General features: G+C 43.0%; 15 protein-coding genes. 11 read left to right on the forward strand and 4 right to left on the reverse strand.

Annotated elements, in window-relative coordinates:
- Positions 1–69: 69 nt before the first annotated feature.
- Positions 70–4,452, reverse strand: coding sequence for a translocation/assembly module TamB domain-containing protein (locus K7A41_RS17015; RefSeq protein ID WP_265714626.1), 4,383 nt, complete (start codon positions 4,450–4,452; stop codon positions 70–72).
- Positions 4,453–4,506: 54 nt separating this feature from the next.
- Between K7A41_RS17015 and tsaD the strand changes: the two genes are divergently transcribed.
- The gene (tsaD, locus tag K7A41_RS17020) at positions 4,507–5,508 is read left to right on the forward strand and encodes a tRNA (adenosine(37)-N6)-threonylcarbamoyltransferase complex transferase subunit TsaD (RefSeq protein WP_265714627.1); all 1,002 of its coding nucleotides are present in this window, start codon (positions 4,507–4,509) and stop codon (positions 5,506–5,508) included.
- A gap of 66 nt (positions 5,509–5,574) precedes the next feature.
- On the opposite strand, the gene K7A41_RS17025 is transcribed toward tsaD, so the two are convergent.
- Positions 5,575–6,399 carry a hypothetical protein gene (locus tag K7A41_RS17025; RefSeq protein WP_265714628.1) on the reverse strand — a complete coding sequence of 275 codons (825 nt, stop codon included), beginning with the start codon at positions 6,397–6,399 and terminating at the stop codon, positions 5,575–5,577.
- A 69-nt stretch (positions 6,400–6,468) separates the two neighbouring features.
- Here K7A41_RS17025 and K7A41_RS17030 point away from each other — a divergent pair, with 69 nt between their 5' ends.
- Both K7A41_RS17030 and K7A41_RS17035 read left to right on the forward strand, forming a co-directional pair.
- The gene (locus K7A41_RS17030) at positions 6,469–7,368 is read left to right on the forward strand and encodes an energy transducer TonB (RefSeq protein ID WP_265714629.1); all 900 of its coding nucleotides are present in this window, start codon (positions 6,469–6,471) and stop codon (positions 7,366–7,368) included.
- A 130-nt stretch (positions 7,369–7,498) separates the two neighbouring features.
- The gene (locus tag K7A41_RS17035) at positions 7,499–8,002 is read left to right on the forward strand and encodes a hypothetical protein (RefSeq protein ID WP_265714630.1); all 504 of its coding nucleotides are present in this window, start codon (positions 7,499–7,501) and stop codon (positions 8,000–8,002) included.
- A 99-nt stretch (positions 8,003–8,101) separates the two neighbouring features.
- Here the strand turns inward: K7A41_RS17035 and K7A41_RS17040 are convergent, their stop codons facing one another.
- Together K7A41_RS17040 and aspS are read right to left on the reverse strand one after the other, a co-directional pair.
- A complete protein-coding gene (locus K7A41_RS17040; protein WP_265714631.1) occupies positions 8,102–9,490 on the reverse strand; it encodes a LutB/LldF family L-lactate oxidation iron-sulfur protein in 1,389 nt (462 codons plus the stop codon).
- A gap of 97 nt (positions 9,491–9,587) precedes the next feature.
- Entirely contained in the window at positions 9,588–11,339 is a 1,752-nt protein-coding gene (gene aspS, locus K7A41_RS17045; RefSeq protein WP_265714632.1) for an aspartate--tRNA ligase, read from the reverse strand.
- A gap of 433 nt (positions 11,340–11,772) precedes the next feature.
- On the opposite strand from aspS, the gene mraZ reads away from it, so the two are divergent.
- From mraZ to K7A41_RS17085, 8 genes are read left to right on the forward strand one after another with little or no spacing between them, the layout of a single operon-like run.
- On the forward strand, positions 11,773–12,234 hold the full coding sequence (gene mraZ / locus K7A41_RS17050; protein ID WP_265714633.1) for a division/cell wall cluster transcriptional repressor MraZ: 462 nt from the start codon (positions 11,773–11,775) through the stop codon (positions 12,232–12,234).
- 4 nt (positions 12,235–12,238) lie between these two features.
- Positions 12,239–13,153, forward strand: coding sequence for a 16S rRNA (cytosine(1402)-N(4))-methyltransferase RsmH (gene rsmH / locus K7A41_RS17055; RefSeq protein ID WP_265714634.1), 915 nt, complete (start codon positions 12,239–12,241; stop codon positions 13,151–13,153).
- Positions 13,154–13,165: 12 nt separating this feature from the next.
- Entirely contained in the window at positions 13,166–13,579 is a 414-nt protein-coding gene (locus K7A41_RS17060; RefSeq protein WP_028072331.1) for an FtsL-like putative cell division protein, read from the forward strand.
- A gap of 6 nt (positions 13,580–13,585) precedes the next feature.
- Positions 13,586–15,703, forward strand: a complete 2,118-nt coding sequence (locus K7A41_RS17065; protein ID WP_028072330.1) for a penicillin-binding protein — start codon at positions 13,586–13,588, stop codon at positions 15,701–15,703.
- A 2-nt stretch (positions 15,704–15,705) separates the two neighbouring features.
- Entirely contained in the window at positions 15,706–17,163 is a 1,458-nt protein-coding gene (locus K7A41_RS17070) for a UDP-N-acetylmuramoyl-L-alanyl-D-glutamate--2,6-diaminopimelate ligase (RefSeq protein ID WP_265714635.1), read from the forward strand.
- A gap of 4 nt (positions 17,164–17,167) precedes the next feature.
- Positions 17,168–18,412 (forward strand): phospho-N-acetylmuramoyl-pentapeptide-transferase, encoded by a 1,245-nt coding sequence (mraY, locus tag K7A41_RS17075; protein ID WP_028072328.1) that lies wholly within the window; start codon positions 17,168–17,170, stop codon positions 18,410–18,412.
- Positions 18,413–18,414: 2 nt separating this feature from the next.
- The gene (gene murD, locus K7A41_RS17080; RefSeq protein WP_265714636.1) at positions 18,415–19,788 is read left to right on the forward strand and encodes a UDP-N-acetylmuramoyl-L-alanine--D-glutamate ligase; all 1,374 of its coding nucleotides are present in this window, start codon (positions 18,415–18,417) and stop codon (positions 19,786–19,788) included.
- Between the two features lie 25 nt (positions 19,789–19,813).
- Positions 19,814–21,013 carry an FtsW/RodA/SpoVE family cell cycle protein gene (locus K7A41_RS17085; protein ID WP_028072326.1) on the forward strand — a complete coding sequence of 400 codons (1,200 nt, stop codon included), beginning with the start codon at positions 19,814–19,816 and terminating at the stop codon, positions 21,011–21,013.
- Positions 21,014–21,017: the final 4 nt, after the last annotated feature.

Consider the following 21,017-nt stretch of genomic DNA (forward strand, 5'->3'; position numbering starts at 1 on the left):
AGTTGAGCACACCTCTCATTCCTATTATAACCAAATGAAGGTGTTCACGCACTTCAGCTCCCTGATGAACTAGTGGGGTTTATTTTTATCTGTTGCTTTCTGGGCCGGAACGATGCTGTTCTTTTTTCCTATTGGAAATAGTCGTCTTAAAAATTCTGAAAATGTATTGAACTCCTGGCGGTACAGTAAGCCAAATGCGCTGATATATTCGCCATCATTTGGGCTGAGCAGAAAATTTCTGGTATTAAGACGATTGGAAGCCCGGAGTACGAGCCGTCCATCTTTTCGAAGATAAAATAAGGCTTCTGCGTCCGTTGATACGCGGTCTGAGAAAACGTTTAAATCTGTCAGTGCCTGATTGCGGCGGTCTGAGATGCCCCCCGTAAGGACGAGGCGGTCATTGAACAGACGGAGCGATGCAGAGGCATCGTTGAGCGACTTGATATTGAGATCAAAGAAGTTGATGTTCAGTGATTGCGCAATGATGTTATTTATTTGATTAAATGCAATTTCAGTTCCCGCTGAAAGTAAGGTGTTGTTCACCTCTTTGCCAAAATCACTTTGTGTCCCCGGTGTGAAGCTGCGCCGCACAATTAAGCTCAGGGCCTGCTGATTGACGTTATTGGCATCGGAAAAGTAGCCCTGAAGTTCATCTTTGACACCGGGATTCTGAGGGAAGTTAATATCAAAGGTAATATCAGGCTGGCTCAGTTGTCCCTTTAAAATCATATCGGCCTGTGCAAGCACGCGTTCGGGGTTTTCTTCTCTTCCCGCCGCATTATACAATGGGGCCAAGCTAGTTCTTTGTTGGTAAATTGCATTGATATTGATATTTGCTTCCGCCGGATTTCCGGCCCATCGTATTGTGCCGCCTTCTTTTAGGTCGAAAATTTTATTGATATAATCCTGAGCCGTAAAATTAAACTTACCACTATTGATAATGAAGTCGCCGAACATCTCAAAGTCACCTAATGACGATATCCGCATATTAAGATTGCTATTGCCTTTTCCCGAAAGTTCACCCATGCTGGAAAATAGGTTGATCTCAGCATTGGGGGTGATTAACAGGTCCATATTCATTGTCAGGCCGTCGAAATCCCGTTTCTTCTGTTTGTTTTTCGTTTTGGTCGAGTCTTTATCGATGAAATAGATAAAATCACTATCGGAGATGGTGCTGGCATTATTAAACGGTATATTGATGACGGTATTTTCTTCGGACTTGGCGCGTATGTTGATGTTCATGGCGGAGGTCAGCCCTTTGAATTCAAAATTGCCCGAAGCATAGGCTGTGCCGTAGTAAATACTGTTGTCCTTGATGGTAGTATTTAATACCATGAAATTTTTTGCTTCAGCTGTCACATCAATATCTGGATCGCTTAATTTATTGAGGTCCACAACCCCGTCGATAGTAGCTACATTGTCTTTCGGGTCGTAAATTTTGAGTCCTGTTAGGAAAATCCTGTTGTTTGATACGTTGATTTCATCCGATAGGCGATAAGGAGTTTTCAGGTAATTTATCACCATGGAAGCATTCTGCAGTTTCCCCGTGCCACTGAATTTAGGGTTTAATATATCACCTTCAATATCCAGATCCGCATTGATTTTACCTTTGATGTCCGATACGAGATTACGTAAAAAGGGTTGAAAGACAAAAACGTCGGTATTTAAGAGCGATGCCTGCAGGTTTAATTTATTATTTTCACTTAAATGATTATAAAAGCCCCTCAACTGCATTAATTTATCGCCCTCCTGGATCTTACTGTCCAGTTTTACCAATTGGTTTTCAGGGTCGTAGTTGGCGTCGAGGTACAGTGAGCCGATCGGAATATTGTTGTACAGAATGGGGGAGGTCTTGATATTGGCCACAACAAAAGGGGATTTAAAAACAGAGTTAATCTCAATGCTTCCGTTGAGGTTGCCCGAAAGGTTGATGCCGTGTGGTTTTGTAATACCATTTAAAGAGGTAAGGTTAAAGTCCTCAAATTTCAGATTGATCCGATCAGAAATATCATTGGACAGTATACCGTTTATATGCACCTTCTGTTCGGCATGGCTTAGGGTTAGTTTCTCGAAATACCATTTACCTTTGGAAATTTTCAGCTGGGCATCATTATTGACAAGCCATTGTTCTCTGTTGATCAAGATATTGGATGGATAGAAGTTGATAAAGGCAGGTTTTGCATGGGCAAAGCGGATAACACCGTTTAAATCAAGGCTATTGCTGGCTTCCAGTTCTGACATCTTAATATTGAACTGCAGGCTGTCATTGACTAGGGTATTGGAAATGTTAACATTCTTAATATAGGTGCTGTCCGTGAAGTTGATCTGGTCAATGGAGGTTTGTAGCTCCATATTTTTGAGACTGGCATTCTGGTCAATAATCAAATGTCTCAGCCGGATGCCATTATATTTAAACTCGGGGGCATAGAAATTGAAACTCGCAGTTTGTTTTTCGCTTGCAAATTTGGCATTTAATGTCGCTCCGCTATCTAGCGAAACGTCTTTCCGAAAAAAGGTGGCGATAGGGCGGAAGGAGGTGATATTGATATTCAGGTCAAAGTCCTGTCGGTTGAAGCTGCTGTTTTCGAAACCTATGGCAGGTGCATAACGCATGGCAAGTGACTTAAAATAGGGAACAATTGTATTTAAGTCTATTCTTCCCTTGAGATCGATATGTCCGATAGCCGACTGTAGCGTGAGTGAGCGGGCCTCCTGATCCCCTTCTGCCAAAAAGTGGATATTTTTAATCGTGAACCTGCCTTTGGAAGAAGTGAAACTTACACTATCCGATTTAAACTCGCCCGTGATATTGTTGATGTTGTCACCGATCAGGCTGGTATGGAGTTTTGTATCCATAATAGTGATGGAGTCACCCTGAAAAAGTTGAAGCTTTTTTAAATTAGCCTGCTCAATTGCTGCGTCCAGGTGATAACTGGGCTGGGCGGACCAATCGATGTCGGTCGTAAACTCCACCCTGAGATTCGGATCGTATACCGATCCGGATCCAAGAAATAACTGATTGTCTATATGGCCCTCGATCTCGAGGCGTTGATAGGTATAATGTTTAAAATTAAAATTGATAAGATTACCTTTTACATCAAGTTTTAAGTGTTTGGGGGCTGTGCCAGTTCCATTGAGCTGCAGGTCAAAGCCCGAGCTTCCCAGATCTTTCCGTTTGGTAACGGCTCCGAGATCGAAGTGTTTAGACCGGAAATGGCCTGCGTAGATGATCTCTTTACGCATGTCAAAGGTACCGTCGATATCAATGCTGCCAATATCGCTTTTTAAGGTTCCTTCAGTTTTGAAATTATTGTACCGACCATGTAAACTGCCGTTAAAGGCAAACGTGTTAAAGGTAGCGACGATCTGTGGGAGTTTGAAGTTTTTTAAATTTCCTAAATTGCTAACAACAGTCTGGAGATCCTGATAGTCAGTGGAAATAAATACATCAGGAATTATAAAATTTGTTTTATCCATATAGGGTAGTCCCACGATCCTCAGATCGCCTGTTAATTTGGTGTTCTTCCCAATGGTAAGATCAATTTCCGAGGCATCAATGGCTGCTACCGTACCTTTTAAGTTGCCCTTTTTAATCGTTGCATCGAATTTTACCTGGTGCATCGGTGAGGAAAAGTAGGCGATATCTTCGGAATGAATACGCGAATCTCGTGCGCGTATTTTCACATCGACTTTATGGATGAAATCCGAAAAATCGTCGAAGCGATTATAGTCTAATCTCAGGTAATTCTTGAGAGTGGAGCGGTTGGTGGCAAGCATAAGGTCATGCATTTCGATACTCCTGTTACTTACCGAAGCCCGAGCGAGCAGCCCCTTGATGATCAGTCCTTTCTTCTCACGAAGGTTAAAGGTCTTGATTGTTGCCGAGACGCGGTTAGAATCTATTTTAATGTTTTCAAAATGAGCATTGAATTTGGAAATACCCAGATCGCCGAAATCAACAACCTTGTCATAATGTTTCTGATTATGGTTGACATACCGAAGGGAATTGTTTTTGATAAGCAGCTCCTTGAGTTCGAAGGCAATCTTATTGGAACTCTTCTTCTTTTCTTTCTTGGGTGGATTAAAATAACGGATCAGGAAGGAGATGTTACTGCTATCCTTAAACTGCTCAAATTGGCTTTCAGTGTTTTCAATCGTCAATTTATTGATGACGATTTTGTTGAGCTCAAATAGCTGTGATAAATTAACCGCCGCCTCTATCTTTCCAGATTTTATAATTTCTTTACCTTGCGGTGTATAGATTTCAAAACCTTCAATTACAATTGATTTAAAAGGCTTGAAATAGATGCTCTTGAGATTGATTTTTGTATCCAGCTCATTGCACAAATATTTTATGGCACGTTGTGCGGCAAAATTCTGGACAGGCTTCAACTGTAAGGATAAAGTCAATGCGAGCAGTATAACGAATACACTGCCTAGTACTATTGACATTATTTTAATTATTTTTTTGATACTTTTGTAATCTAAATTTTTTACCCTTTAGCTATGGCGATTATTTTAGGAATTGAATCTTCTTGTGATGAAACATCCGCTTCTATCTGTATAAACGGTGAAATTCGTTCAAATGTTATTGCCACCCAAGCTATCCACGCAAAATATGGTGGTGTTGTGCCTGAATTGGCTTCGCGTGCTCATCAACAGAATATTATCCCTACTGTGGAAGAAGCCATTCGTCAGGCAAAAATAAACAAAAATCAGATAGATGCAGTGAGTTTTACGCGGGGTCCGGGATTATTAGGTGCACTTTTAGTCGGAACCTCTTTTGCAAAATCATTTGCTCTCGCCCGAAACATCCCTTTGATTGATATAAACCATATGCAAGCACATATTTTGGCACATTTTATTGATGATCCAACACCCAGTTTTCCTTTTTTATGTCTTACTGTTTCGGGGGGACATACGCAAATCGTACTTGTAAAGGATTACTTTGAGATGGAACTATTAGGGGAGACGCTGGACGATGCTGCTGGGGAAGCTTTTGATAAGACCGCGAAAATACTAGATCTTCCCTACCCAGGAGGGCCTCTTATTGACAAATTAGCCCATGAGGGTAATGCAGGAGCGTTTAAGTTACCTGAGCCTCAAATCCCTGGGCTCGATTTCAGTTTTTCAGGATTAAAGACCGCAATACTTTATCTTGTACAGGACCAGATAAGGTTAAATCCTGACTTCCTGAAGGAAAATATTGCTGATTTATGTGCAAGCGTCCAATCGCGTATTGTATCTATTCTGCTGAACAAATTGAAAAAGGCAGCGAAGCAGACTGGCGTAAAAGATATTGCCATTGCCGGCGGGGTATCCGCGAATTCAGGACTAAGAAAAGAGTTGATGGAAATGGGAAATAAGTATCGTTGGAACGTTTTTATCCCCAAATTTGAGTACTGTACAGATAATGCAGCCATGATTGCTATTGCAGGTTATTATAAATATCTAGCCGGAGATTTCGTCGGACAGGATGTTGCTCCATTGGCACGCATGCATTTATAGCCGATGCCTTCGAAGATAGGGATCTCGTTATTTTCCCGGCACCTACCGGGAAAATAACGATTGGGGCTACAGGGGTGAGCTGTAACCGTACGCCTGGGCACCTGAACTGAACCTGTCTTTATGCGGTTGATAGAAATTTAATTCATAACCTTCGGCCCCCCAAAAGATGCTGATGAAACTGATGCCTTCTGTAGAACGCAGCACGGTTAAAACCTGGAATGCATCGTTGTCAAACTCTCCACCATCATCTACCCGCCAGGTGCTGATATCATCGTAAGTGGCCGGAAAATCCAGGCTGACCAACTGCTCATCTTTTATGTATGAAAATACAGCAAGAGCGGAGTCCTGCTGATGTTCAAATACGGTGAGGTGAAACTGGGATTTGTCATTCAGCATGGCGACTGCGGTACTTTTATTGATTTTTCTTTTATATTTTTTTTCTAACTTGTCCCTGATATCGGCACTGGTTGCCGATTGGATCCTGCTAAAAGGCTCAGGCTTATAATGTTCTAAGAAAGCCTTGTCAACCAACATACCAAAATCGCCAGATGTGATCACGTTTTTTATTTTGAACAGAGAGCCTTCACTGTTGGCGAAATTCTGCGCCGTTTGTCTACCGTTGCTATCTTTATTGTCCGGTCTGGTCTGTATAAATTCCAGGGGACTGACCTGATGTTCAACGATGACATAGTTGTATTTTTCCGGACTTTCCATCATCTGATCCATTGGAAGAGCTATTAACGAATCTTTTTGTTCATTTAAAAAACCGAAATAAGGCGAAACCAGTTTTTCGTTGTTTTCCGCCTTGGTTACCGCAGTCCGGGATTGGTTTTGAGCATTATCACAAGCATATACGGTAAATAGTAGAATAGCTAATAAAAGTGATTTCATAGGTGTGTTCAAAAATTTTATGTAATATAAGGCTTTCGTGCATCATAATGAAAACATTTAAACTTTAATATGATGATGAACTCAAAATTGAATATCTACCGTAAGGAGTGGTTAGATGTTGTCTTTGCTGGCCGCAACAAAATGTATGGTGCATATGAATTACGGAACTTGTCTGATCGGGCGACCAATATCGGTCTAGGAATTGTAGTTGCCTTTGCATTGGTTTTTATTGTTGGATCTTATAGCTACAATAAATATTTTAAGCAGGAGTTACCTGCCGTAAAATTGACATCTGCCGTGTTGGAACCGGAGGACTTAAATGAAATCCCAAGGGAAGCCGACAAGAAAGAAGAGCCGGTAATGATGCCGGACAAAGCACCGCAGCAAATTGCACAGGATGTTTCGAAGTTTGATTTGGTACGTATGTCAGAACCAAAAGTAGCGCAGGCGCATAGGGTTACTGAAGATGTTGCTAGCCAGGAAGAACTGAACAAACCCAATACGATGACAGCGCGTATAACATTGAAAGCAAATGCTGCAGGTACATATGTGGCGAGTGGAGAGTTCGGCCCGTCAAAAAAAGATGGTGCGATCACTGGATATACAAAAGGCATTGTTTCGGGGGGAAGTGAGGAAGCGAATCTGGACGAGCCTTTTATTACCGTAGAAGTCATGCCAAGCCCAGTGGGAGGCATGCAAGCTTTTATGAAGTGGGTTTCTGAAAACTATAGCTTTCCGCAGCATGCTTTGGATCAAGGATTATCGGGGGTCATTGAAATTTCTTTTGTGGTCGAACGGGATGGGACGTTGACTGATATTGCCATCAAACGGGACATGGACTTTGGAACTGGACAGGCAGCAATAGATTTGTTGAAGAAGGCAAAAAAATGGAAACCCGGTGTACAAAACGGCCGTGCAGTGCGTGTTGCCTATACCTTGCCCATCCGCCTGAGCGCTGTGTCGCAATAAAGTCCTCTTAACGTTATTTAACAAATGCCGCATTAAACTTTCTATAGTCGTCAACACTCTTATAGATAAATAGGTTGAAAAAGCAGCCCTTAATAAAGTAAGAGTTGAACTTATAAAAGAAAGTAAAACGATGAAAAGATTGATGTTAAGTTTGGCGCTATCTGGATTAATGTTAACAGGTTTCGCACAGGAAAAAAAGGATACTAAGGCAGAAGCAAAGGGAATCAATGTTGCTGCGCATAAGCATCGGGATCGGAAACATGATAGCTTAAAAAACAAAACGCCTGAGGAGGTGGCCAAGATCAAAACCGACCGCATGGATCAGAAACTGAAATTTACGGATAAACAAAGGGAAGAGATTTATGCCTTTCATCTAAGACAGGCGCAGGATCATAAGAAGATCGCGGCCGAGCGTAAATTGTACCGGGAGAAGATGCGGAAGCAGCGTAAAGCGGATCATGAAAAGATGATGAGCCTGTTGACACCTGAGCAGCAACAAACATTGAAAGATGCTTATGCTGAGAACCGTAAAACGCACAGATTTCAATGGAAAAAAGGGCGAGAAATGCGGAAACAGGAGTTTAAAAAACAAGATGCCGTAAGGGACAGTGAGACAGAGCAAAAAGCAAGCTAGTGCACAAGAATAGAATAGTTTTCATATTAATAATTGGTGAGTGTTAGTAAGAGGAGGGGACCATAGGTCCTCTCTTTTTTTAACGCAGCACACTTGTTGTCAGTCCCTATTCTTTTGCTGTTCCTTCCACTGACGGGAGAAAGATTTTTCAGCGATTTTAGGCAGTTCCCGTTGGTCGCCCCAGGTTTTTCCAAAAAACTTTCTAAGAAAGAAGTTCTTGAATTTTCCTCCAAAAAAATCGATTAATTTTCTCCGTTGGATAGCATATGTGTACCAGCTCCAGGCTTTTTTTTCTGTTTTGGAGGCTATTCCCCCTTCGACCGCATCTTTTCGGTTTATAAGCAGCATTCGCTGTATGTCAATGCCGACAGGACAGACCTCGGTACATTTGCCACATAGGGTAGAGGCATAGCTTAAATGCTTAAACTCCTTCATTCCATTTAAATGCGGAGTTATCAATGATCCGATCGGGCCTTGATACGTTGTTTCATAGGTATGTCCGCCAATATTTTGATAAATAGGACATACGTTTAGACAGGCTCCACAACGAATGCAATATAAGCCTTGACGCTGCTCTTTTTGAGCTAATAAATTGCTGCGACCATTATCCAGCAGGATAACATACATTTCTTCGGGACCATCAGACTCATAGGGCTGTCTGGGACCTGTCAGTAGAGTGTTATAGACAGTCAGGTTTTGCCCCGTGCCATGTGTAGACAAAAGTGGCCAAAATATTTCCAGATCCTGAAGTTCTGGAATAATCTTCTCAATGCCGACAACAGCGATATGTGTCTTTGGAAATGTGGAAGTCAGTCGGGCATTACCCTCATTTTCCGTAATGGCAATGCTGCCCGTGTCAGCGATTAAGAAATTGGCGCCTGTAATGCCGACTTCTGCTGCTAGATACTTTTCTCTGAGTAATTCCCTGGCTTTTAATGTCAGCTCTTCAGCGGAGGCATCCAGCGGTGTGCCAAATTTTTCGTGAAAAAGCTTCGCAATATCTTCCAGGCTTAAATGCATAGCCGGTGTCACAAAATGATAAGGCCTTTGGTCGAGCAGTTGTATAATATATTCGCCAAGATCGGTTTCTATAGCTTTAATATTCTTCGAATCCAAAAAATGATTTAACCCGATTTCTTCAGTGGCCATTGATTTTGATTTGACAACCGACCGCGCTTTTTTTCTTTCGAGAATTTTATGAATTTCTTCAAGTGCTTCCTCAGCATGGTTGGCCCAGATCACCTTACCGCCGCGTGCAGTGAAATTTGCCTCAAATTGTAGCAGATATCGATCCAGGTTTTCCATCACCTTCCACTTGAGCAAATTTGCTTTAATCTTCGTGTTTTCAAGATCCGCAAATTTGGTTTTTCCTTTCTCGAAAGCCATGCTGTATTTGTCGATATTGTAATTGATAATATCGCGGTGCCGGATATCAAATGCTTTCTGTGCACTTTCCTTTAAAAACGTATTAGCGGTACTCTCTGACATCTAATCTGCTGCTTTTTCACAAAAAAAAGTTGGTCATTTCCAACCAACTTTTAAATATACTGTTAATAAATTGTTTCTCGAAAGCCGAGTTTAAAATTTATTCTTTTATATCAATATTTAAGCTCAATTCATCCAGTTGCTCCTGATGGATGGTTGCCGGAGCGTCGATCATGACATCCCTCCCCGAATTATTTTTAGGGAAGGCGATCACATCGCGGATCGTGTCCAAACCTGCTAATAGCGAAACCAAACGGTCAAAGCCAAATGCCAGTCCGCCATGCGGCGGCGCGCCATAGGTGAAAGCCTCCATGAGGAAGCCAAATTGTTTTTTTGCCTCTTCAGGAGTGAAGCCCAAATGTTTAAACATCAACGACTGCAATTCTCTGTCGTGGATACGGATGGATCCTCCTCCCACTTCGACACCATTGAGGACAAAGTCATACGCGTTCGCCCTTACCTGCCCCGGATTGCTGTCCAAAAGTGGTATGTCTTCAGGCTTTGGAGAGGTAAATGGATGGTGCATCGCATGGTATCTTCCACTTTCTTCATCCCATTCGAGCAATGGAAAGTCGACGACCCATAATGGCGCGAAGGTGTCTTTGTTGCGGAGTCCAAGCTGCGAGGCTACTTCTAAACGTAATTCATTGAGTTGCTTACGCACTTTATCTTTGCTGCCAGCCATGATCAGTAATAGGTCCCCCGGTTTCGCGTGGAACTTTTCTGCGATCGCTGTCAATTGTTCGGAATTGAAAAATTTGTCCACTGAAGATTTGACGGAACCGTCTTCATTGATACGTGCGTAGACCAGTCCTGTAGCACCTATCTGCGGTCGTCTGATAAAGTCTGTCAAGGCATCGATCTGCTTTCTGGTATAATGTGCGCAGTTTTCTGCATTGATACCAACAACTAATTCTGCACTGTCAAACACGGGGAAACCTTTGTCTTTCGCAACATCGTTTAACTCGACAAACTGCATACCGAAACGAATATCCGGTTTGTCCGAACCGTACAAGCGCATAGCATCGGCGTAAGTCATACGTGGAACCGCACCCAAATCTATGCCTTTGATGGTTTTAAAGATATGCTTTGCAAGCCCTTCGAAAATATTAAGTACGTCTTCCTGCTCGACAAAAGACATTTCACAGTCTATCTGCGTGAATTCCGGTTGCCGGTCGGCACGTAGGTCTTCGTCCCGGAAACATTTGACAATCTGAAAATAGCGATCAAATCCGGAAACCATCAACAATTGTTTAAAGGTTTGCGGTGATTGGGGCAGGGCGTAAAACTCACCGGGGTTCATGCGCGAAGGCACGACAAAGTCCCGTGCTCCTTCAGGTGTGGATTTAATCAGGTAGGGTGTCTCTACCTCTAAAAAGTTCTGTGAATCAAGATATCGGCGCACTTCCTGCGAAGTCCTATGACGCAAAATAAGGTTTTCGCGCACGGGATTGCGACGTAGATCAAGATATCGGAATTTCATCCGGATATCATCACCACCATCTGTGTCGTCTTCTATCGTAAAAGGTGGTAGTTTTGCTGCATTTAATATTTCAAGGTCTGACACCTTAATTTCAATGTCGCCTGTTGGAATCTTTGGGTTTTTACTGGATCGCTCAATGACTTCTCCAGTTACCTTAATGACATATTCTCTGCCCAGTTCACGAGCACTGGCCCGCAATGACGCATCATCATCTGCATTGAACGTTAATTGTGTGATACCATAGCGGTCTCTAACATCGATGAAAGTCATACCGCCTAAATCGCGGGATTTTTGAACCCATCCACTTAGGGTAACCGTTTTCCCCAAGTCAGCTAGCGTTAATTCTCCACAAGTGTGTGTTCTGTGCATATCTTAATGTAATAAAAATTTACGCAAAATTATTGGTTTTAGTCGACAATAACGAATTAAGGTTAGCTTATTTGATCTCGGACTCCCACTTTACTCCACTCATTTCGTCCCGTGATTATGATCTCCCACTTTCTCCCCCTTTTTTACGAGATAAGACTTAAAAGCGAATCTTTGCAGCCGAAGATTTTACAATTCACGTGCACTTATTAAAAAAAAGCAGAAAAATAATATGCTACAGTTTTGTCAGAAAGAAGTGATTAAAAATGCGGTTTAACTGCTTGTAAATAAGGTTTTATTCGTTCTTTTGCCGCTGTTCTTTTTTTTGTTATGTAGCTATTTTTCGATGTGGAAAACTTTTTTATGTAGCAAAGTGGGGGAAAGTGGGAGAAAGTGTATACTTTTACATTTGAATTAGAATAGGATAATTGACGACATGACTCAGTTGATCGGAGAATTCGAATGCAAGCTAGACGCCAAAGGAAGGATGGTGTTGCCGGCTGCGCTCAAGAGGCAGATGCCTCATGTTGAGCGAGATGGGCTTGTAGTGAATCGCGGTTTTGAGAAACATTTGGTTTTTTATCCACGGGAGGAATGGGATTTAATGACTGCTAAATTGGCTAAGTTAAATCAGTTTGATCCGAAAGTGCGGGCATTTGTACGTGCTTTTACGCGTGGAGCGAACGAACTGACATTGGATGCCGCCGGAAGGGTGCTACTGCCAAAGAGTTTGTTGGAGTTTGCGGGTATCACAACCGAGCTGGTGCTGGCTTGTCAGTTTAATAAAATTGAGGTATGGTCTAAACAAGGTTATGATGATCTGATGGGTGATGGCGGAATAGAAGATATTTCGGCTTTGGCAGCAGAAGTCATGGGAGATATTGATTTTGGAATGTAAGAATATGGAGAGTGTGTATCATGTTCCGGTAATGTTGCAAGAGTGCATGGATGCGCTGGCTATCAAGCCCAGCGGTATTTATGTGGACGTGACTTTCGGTGGGGGTGGCCATTCCCGTGAAATTTTAAACCGGCTTGGGCCTGAGGGTAAGCTCTTTGCATTCGATCAGGATCCGGATGCGTTAGCGAACGTGATTGATGATCCTCGTTTTACCTTGATTCATCAGAATTTTAGGTTTTTAAAAAATAGTCTCCGTTTGTATGGTGTGCGTTATGTGGATGGTATTTTGGCTGATCTGGGTGTCTCGTCACATCAATTTGATGCGGCGGATCGTGGATTTTCAATCCGCTTTGATGCAGATCTGGATATGCGTATGGATCAGGTTGGTGATCTGGATGCAAAAACAGTGCTGGCAACTTATCCGGAGGAGGAGCTGCACCGTATTTTCGGGATGTATGGGGAGATTATGAATGCCAAGTCGCTGGCTAAGACGATTGTTACCGCACGGCTGGTGCAGTCAATACATACAGTAGCGGAGCTGAAGGAGGTGATCCGTCGTCTGGTTCCGAAAGGGAAGGAGCATAAATACCACGCGCAGGTGTTTCAGGCATTGCGGATAGAAGTCAATCGTGAGCTGGAGGCTTTACAGGAATTTCTACTGCAGTCAGTGGGGTGCTTGCGTGCCGGAGGTCGTCTTGCAGTGATGTCATATCACTCGTTGGAAGATCGTTTGGTCAAAAATTTTATGGCCAAAGGGAAATTTAAAGGAGAGGTGGACAAAGATTTTTATGGAAATGAGATCAAGCCATTTCATGTATTGAGTCGTAAAGCGATTACGGCTTCGCCGCATGAGCTGGCGGTGAATAATAGATCGCGCAGTGCGAAACTGCGTATTGCTGAAAAGTTGGATTTGTCTTAAAGTGGGTGAAAGATGAGCAGGAATACAATAAGACAGAAAGAATTGAGCGAAGAAGTTCAGGATGAACTACAAGAAACTGTTGAGGAAAAGGCAGAGGAAACAGAAGCGTTTATTAAAACGCTTTTTACCGTTGGAGACCTTTCCTTAAACAAAATATTGGAGTATCTGCCTTTCGGAGCTTTTATCGCCTTTCTTATGCTGTTGTATATCTCAAATCGTCATTTTGCGGAGCGGACCATTCGAAGCATCGATAAAGTGAGCAAAGAGGTCAAAGAACTGGGCTGGGACCATAAGTCGCTTTCTGCCGAACTCATGAAAATGTCTACCCAGACGGAGATTGCGAAACGGGTGGATTCTTTGGGGCTGAAAGAACGATTGGAGCCACCGATCAAGATCGAAGTAATAGAGAAAAAAGAAGATAAATAGAGAATTATGAGCATCAGAAATACGATTCTTGTACGCGTCTATTTTGCCTTTGGACTTATTGTGCTGCTTGCATTTCTGGTGTTTGGAAAAATGCTGAAGTTGCAGTATGTAGATGGGCAGCATTGGAGAGCTCTGGCAGATAGTCTTTCTATTCAGGAGCGTGAGGTGGAAGCGGCACGTGGGAATATTTATTCCAACGACGGCAGCTTATTGGCTACTTCTGTTCCGGAATATGAGCTTCGTTTTGATGCCATGGCTGTTCCGGAAGAGGATAGTGATTACTTCAATCTAAAAGTGGATTCGTTAGCTATTAAGCTCGCTGAATTTTTTAAGGATAAATCATCGCGGCAATATTTGACATTATTAAAACAGGCACGCAATAAAAAGCAGCGTTATGTACTGATTAAACGTAATGTGTCGCATCAGGATTTGAAAAAAGTGAAGCAGTTTCCACTATTTAAGGCTGCCCGTGTCGGTAAAGACCGGTATCCGGCTGCACTGATTACAGAAAGGAACAATAAGCGGATTTTGCCCTTTGTGAATCTTGCGGCACGGACCATAGGCTATAAAAATGTAAAGGAAAATATACATGTGGGGCTGGAGGGTGCTTACGGTGAGTATATTGACGGAAAAAGCGGTAAGCGATTGATGCAGCGTATTGCTGGTGGGGTCTGGATTCCGGTTAACAGAGATATTGAGGTAGCACCGGTTGATGGGTCGGATATCATCTCTACAATCGATGTGAATATGCAGGATATGGCGCAACGGGCATTGGAGAAGCAGATGATCATCAGCAATGCAGATGAAGGTTGTGTGGTGATGATGGAGGTCAAAACTGGTGAGGTGCGGGCAGTTGCAAATTTCATGCGTGATAAGGATGGGGTCTATCGGGAGAAGTTCAACCTGGCTATTGCTCAGAGTGCTGATCCGGGGTCAACATTCAAATTAGCTTCCTATCTAGCATTGATAGATGATAAAAAAATTGACTCCAGTACAACGGTTAATATCGGAAATGGTACGTGGCCGATTTATAAGCATACTATTAGAGATTCGCATGCGCCTAAAAAGTCTGTGATCAGTGCAAAGAGAGCTTTTGAGGAATCGTCGAACGTCGGGGTTACGAAATTTGTCTACCAGGCTTATAAGGATAATCCTGATCAGTTTACCTCGAAACTGTATTCCTTTGGATTTGGAAAAACTTTGGGTCTACAGATTCCTGGAGAAGGGGTTCCGCTAGTGAAGACCTCTAAAAGCAAAAGCTGGAGCGGACTTTCTTTGGTGCAGATGGCTTATGGCTATGAAATGAAGATTACGCCATTGCAGACATTAACGTTTTACAATGCAGTAGCGAATAACGGTAAGCTGATTGCACCTTTATTCGTGAAGGAGATTAGGCATCTAGGCAATACGATTCAGACATTCAAGGCCAGAGTGCTTAACGACAAGATCGCTTCCGATCAGGCACTGGCTCAAGTGAGAGGGATGATGGAAGGTGTAATGACTGAGGGTACAGGACGAAGTGTTGCGAGTCCGTTATATACCTCCGGTGGTAAGACGGGGACGGCGCAGATGGCGGACGGTGCACGGGGTTATGGTGCCAGACGGTATCAATCCTCGTTTGCAGGGTATTTCCCAGCCGAGGATCCGAAGTACTCCATTATTGTGGTGATCCGAAATCCGCGGAATGGTTACTATGGTGGTTCGGTAGCAGGGCCTGTTTTTAAAGAACTCGCAGATATGGTCTATGCCAATGATATGGAGATGCAAGGGAAAAAAACGTTTAAAGCGGTTAATGTAGGTGGTCGATTGCCGTTAACCTTGCAAGGTTCGCGGGAAGCGAGTAAAAAGGTATACGAAAAACTTGGGATCGGTACGGTAAACTGGAATATGATTGCAAGAGGATCGATAGATACGTCCAACAGAGGGGTGCCTTTTATGGATTTGAAATATAAAGAAGGGGTTGTTCCTAATGTTTTGGGAATGGGGCTGATGGACGCCTTATATGTGATGGAGAATGCAGGATTTAAAACGCATGTTTCAGGGAAAGGTAGAGTAATAACGCAATCATTAACAGTCGGGCAGCGGTTGCCATTTGGGACAACGGTAAATTTAGAACTTAAGTAACGATGGATTTAAAAAAGGTATTGCATGCTATCCCTGTGCAACAGGTGGTGGGTAACCTCGAAGAGGTTAACGTGCACTCTTTGTGCTTTGATTCCAGGAAGGTGGAGCTGGGGAGTTTGTTTATCGCTGTTCGAGGTGTCCAAACTGACGGTCATTTATTCATTGATAAAGCGATCACTTCCGGTGCCCGCGCAGTGATTGTGGAGGAGCTGCCAGTAGAAACACTGGACTCGGTTGTCTATATCCTGGTGGCGGATTCTGCGTATGCCCTAGGTATTGCATCTGCCAATTATTATGGTAATCCATCTGAACAGCTTAAACTGGTCGGCGTAACGGGAACCAATGGCAAGACTACTGTGGCGACACTGTTATTTCAGCTGTTTACGGAATTGGGCTATCACGTAGGTTTATTGTCGACTGTACAAAATCAGATCGGTACGAGAATAATACCGGCAACACATACAACACCGGATCCGATCCAGCTCAACGGTCTTTTGCGGGAAATGGTCGATGATGGTTGTGATTATGCTTTTATGGAAGTCAGTTCACATGCTGTAGTGCAGGAACGGGTCGCAGGATTGGTATTTGCCGGCGGCATATTTACGAATATCACACACGATCATCTCGATTTTCATAAAACCTTTGATAATTATATCAAAGCGAAAAAGAAGTTCTTTGATGATTTAGATGCGCATGCGTTTGCTCTGACAAATGCCGACGACCGGAATGGACGTGTGATGTTACAGAATACGGTGGCTCATAAAAAGAGTTACGGTTTGCGTTCAGGGGCTGACTTTAAAGCGAAAGTGATTGAAAGTCATTTTGATGGTATGCTGATGAGCATAGACGGGCAGGAGGTATGGGTAAAACTGATCGGTGATTTTAATGCGTATAACCTGTTGGCAGCCTATGCGACAGCTATCTTGCTGGAGCAGGAAACGGTCAAGGTATTGACTGCGCTGAGTACTCTGACAGGGGCTGAAGGCCGGTTTGAAACGGTAAAATCAGCCAATGGTGTATTTGGAATCGTTGATTACGCGCACACACCTGATGCTGTGGAAAATGTGCTAAAAACCATTAGTTCGCTGCGTAGGCCGGAGCAAAAAATCATTACGGTATTGGGCTGTGGCGGGGACCGTGATAAGACCAAACGACCGGAGATGGCGCAGGCGGCGCTGCGCTATAGTGACCGCTTTTTGATTACCTCCGATAATCCGCGCACAGAAGATCCCTATCAGATTATCAAAGATATCGAGGCAGGGGTAGAGGCGGATCAAAAGGTGAAAACGTTATCTATCGCCGACCGCAAAGAAGCGATAAGAGTTGCTTTTCAGCTGGCCAATCCGGGTGATATTATTCTGGTCGCCGGAAAAGGTCATGAAAAGTATCAGGATGTGAACGGAGTGAAGCATCATTTTGACGATAAAGAAGTTTTAGAGAATACATTTAACGAAAAATAGAAATATGTTGTACCATCTATTTACGTGGTTGAGCGAATACATTCATATACCCGGAGGGGGATTGTTTCAGTACATCTCATTTCGGACGTCCATGGCTGTAATTGTCTCTTTGATTATTACCACGGTTTTTGGGGGGAGATTGATCCAGTTCCTGCACAATAGACAAGTGGGGGAGACAATTCGTGATCTGGGACTGGAAGGAGAGAAAAAGAAAGCTGGTACACCGACTATGGGTGGAATTATCATTATTGCCGGAATATTGATTCCCACATTGCTATTTGCCAAACTTACCAATGTATATGTCATTATCATGATCATAACCACACTTTGGATGGGTGCTATCGGTTTTTTGGATGATTATATCAAAGTGTTCAAGCATAATAAGGAAGGTCTGGCCGGAAAGTTTAAAGTTGTTGGCCAGGTGGGGCTGGGAGCGATCATTGCGTGTACCATGTACTTTCATCCGGATATCGTCGTACGTAAGGGTGTGGATAAGCCTACTTCCACCAAGCCAGTGGAGGTAGTTATTAATGAGGGGACCGGTGAAAAAACATATGCAGAAAATGTAAAATCGTCCAAAACAAATATCCCGTTCTACAAAAATAATGAGTTTGACTATGCGAAAGTGTTCAAAGTATTTGGCTTGCAGAGCGATTACCTGACGTTTGTAGTTTTTTTGGTGGTCGTGATCTTTATTGTAACGGCGGTTTCCAATGGTGCCAATATCACAGACGGAATTGATGGTTTGGCTACGAGTACTTCGGCTATCATCGGGGTGACCCTGGCGATCTTGGCTTATGTGTCGGGTAACGTGATTTTTTCGGATTACCTGAACATCATGTATATCCCCAACTCGGGCGAGCTTGTGATCTTTGCCGGAGCATTTGTAGGTGCCTGCGTGGGTTTTTTGTGGTATAATACCTATCCGGCACAGGTGTTTATGGGGGATACAGGTAGTTTGGCTATTGGCGGCATCATTGCTGCTTTCGCCATTCTGATCCGTAAGGAGTTATTGATTCCAATTTTATGTGGTGTCTTTTTATTGGAAAATCTTTCCGTTATCCTGCAGGTTTCCTACTTCAAATACACCAAAAAGAAATATGGCGAGGGGAGAAGAATTTTTTTAATGTCGCCCTTGCACCATCATTTTCAGAAAAAAGGCTACCACGAGGCGAAAATTGTAACGCGCTTTGTCATTGTTGGTATTATACTGGCCATTTTGACTATTGTAACATTGAAAATTAGATAACGATGCCAAATATCGCAACCACATATTATCCACAGTCTGGGAATCTCGTCGTCTTAGGGGCAGGTGAGAGCGGTGTTGGTACCGCTATCCTTGGAAAAGAGAAGGGGTATGACGTATTTGTGTCAGATAAAGGGCTTATTGCGGATCATTATAAGGCCCAATTGGTGGCTGAGGGAATTGCATTCGAGGAAGGCAGTCACACAGAATCACGAATATTGAATGCAGCTCTTGTGGTAAAAAGTCCCGGAATTCCGGAAACTGTACCGCTGATTGTCGCACTGAAGGAAAAAAATATTCCTGTAGTAGCCGAGATCGAGTTTGCAGCACAATTTACTGAAGCTAAATTGATTTGTATAACAGGCTCCAATGGGAAATCGACAACAACCATGCTGACCTACGAAATGCTCAAACATGGCGGGCTTAACGTCGGTTTGGCAGGTAACATCGGAAAAAGCTTTGCCCTGCAGGTTGCTAGAGAGAATTTTGACTGTTATGTGCTGGAAATATCCAGCTTCATGCTGGATGATATGTATCATTTTAGGGCAGATATTGCTGTGATACTAAATATTACCCCGGATCATCTGGATCGTTATGATCATAAAATGACAAATTATGTCGATTCAAAATTCAGAATAATCCGGAATCAGACGGAGAAAGATTACTTTATATATTGTCTGGACGATCCTGAGACCGTCAAGGGATTGGATAGGCATCATAGTAAGGGGATTTATTTGCCTTTTACACAAGAGCAGATTGTTGAATTGGGTGCTTATTTGGCCGCCAATAAAACAATGATTATTAATACACCAAATAACGATACGTTCACTATGAAAACTGAGGAATTGTCATTGCAGGGGAAGCACAATATTTATAATAGCATGGCTTCTGGATTGATTGCAAAAGTGCAGGAGTTGAGGAATCAAGCGATGAAGGAGAGCATGGGTTCATATGTGAATATTCCGCACCGTCTGGAGCATGTGGCCTGTATCGGTGGTGTAAATTATATCAATGATTCAAAGGCTACCAATGTCAATTCAGTGTGGTATGCACTGGAAAGTTTTTCCACGCCAATTGTGTTGTTGCTGGGGGGGGTTGACAAAGGGAACGATTATAGCATGCTAGCTGATCTGGTAAAACAGAAAGTACGTGCGATTGTCTGCTTAGGCAAAGATACTGCAGCTATACACGAGGCTTTTGAGCAGGATGTGGAGATTATTGTCAATAGTACCTCTATGCAGGACGCAGTGGTACTGTCTTCTCATCTGGCGCAAAAAGGAGATACGGTATTATTGTCTCCGGCTTGTGCAAGTTTTGACTGGTTTAAAAATTATGAAGACCGGGGGGACAAGTTTAAAGCGGCAGTAATGGAATTATAAAAGTATAACCCACAGGAATAAGGATATGCTACAGAACATAATGTCTAAATTGAAAGGTGATCGATGGATATGGATCATAGTGATTATCCTCTCGGGATGGTCTCTTTTGGCTGTATATAGTTCGGTCGGCACCTTGGCCTATAAGGAAGGTAAGGGTACGGAAATGTATCTGTTAAAGCATTTTTCCATCATTGCCATAGGCTTTGTGCTGATGTATCTTTCTCACAAGCTGGACTACCGCTATTATGCGGGTATTTCAAAAATAATGATGGGAATAACGATCCCTTTGCTTTTGTTCACTTTACTTTTTGGAAGTAAAGTGAACGAAGCCAGCCGCTGGCTGACCATACCCGGTATTGGATTGACGTTCCAGACTTCGGATTTAGCTAAGCTATCGCTTATTGTTTTTCTCGCACGCATGTTGTCCCGTAAGCAGGAAGAGATAAAGGATGTTAAAAAATCCTTTCTACCAATCATGGGCTCTGTATGTGGCGTTTTTATTCTGATCGCCTTGGCGAATCTTTCGACAGCATTAATGTTGTTTGGTGTGAGTGTACTTTTATTGCTGATCGGCCGGATTTCGTTTAAGCAGATTGCGATTGTCTGCTGTGGTGGCGGAGTGCTGCTGTTGATGGTTATTTTTTTCGGTCCGCGCCGGGCGACCTATATCAGTCGGGTGAAATCATTTTTCCAGACCGAAAAAGTAGAGAAAACAGTATCCTTCCAAGATGACAAAAATTATCAGGCGAACAATGCGAAAATAGCGATTGCAACAGGCGGTTTGCTGGGTAAGGGGCCGGGCAATAGTGTGCAGCGTAATGTGTTGCCCCATCCATATTCAGATTTCATTTACGCCATTATTATTGAAGAATATGGTACTATTGGTGGTGTTATTCTGCTCTTCCTATACTTGGCGTTTATGTATCGTTGCATCCGTATTGTGACCATGAGCCCTAAAGCGTTTGGGACGTTTTTGGCTGCAGGGCTGGGGTTTAGTTTGACTATACAGGCGCTGGCCAATATGGCTGTAGCGGTTGGTCTGGGGCCTGTGACCGGTGTACCGCTTCCTTTGGTGAGTATGGGCGGTACATCAATCTTATTCACTAGTGTAGCACTAGGGATTATCCTAAGTGTGAGCAGAAATATTGAAGAATTAAAAGGAAAAGAACAGTTGGAAGAAAAAGCGAAACCCAAGAAAGTGGTGATCGGCTCAATTCCGGCCTAATAGA

The organism is Sphingobacterium sp. InxBP1 (assembly GCF_026191775.1).
GTDB classification, from domain to species: Bacteria; Bacteroidota; Bacteroidia; order Sphingobacteriales; family Sphingobacteriaceae; genus Sphingobacterium; species Sphingobacterium thalpophilum.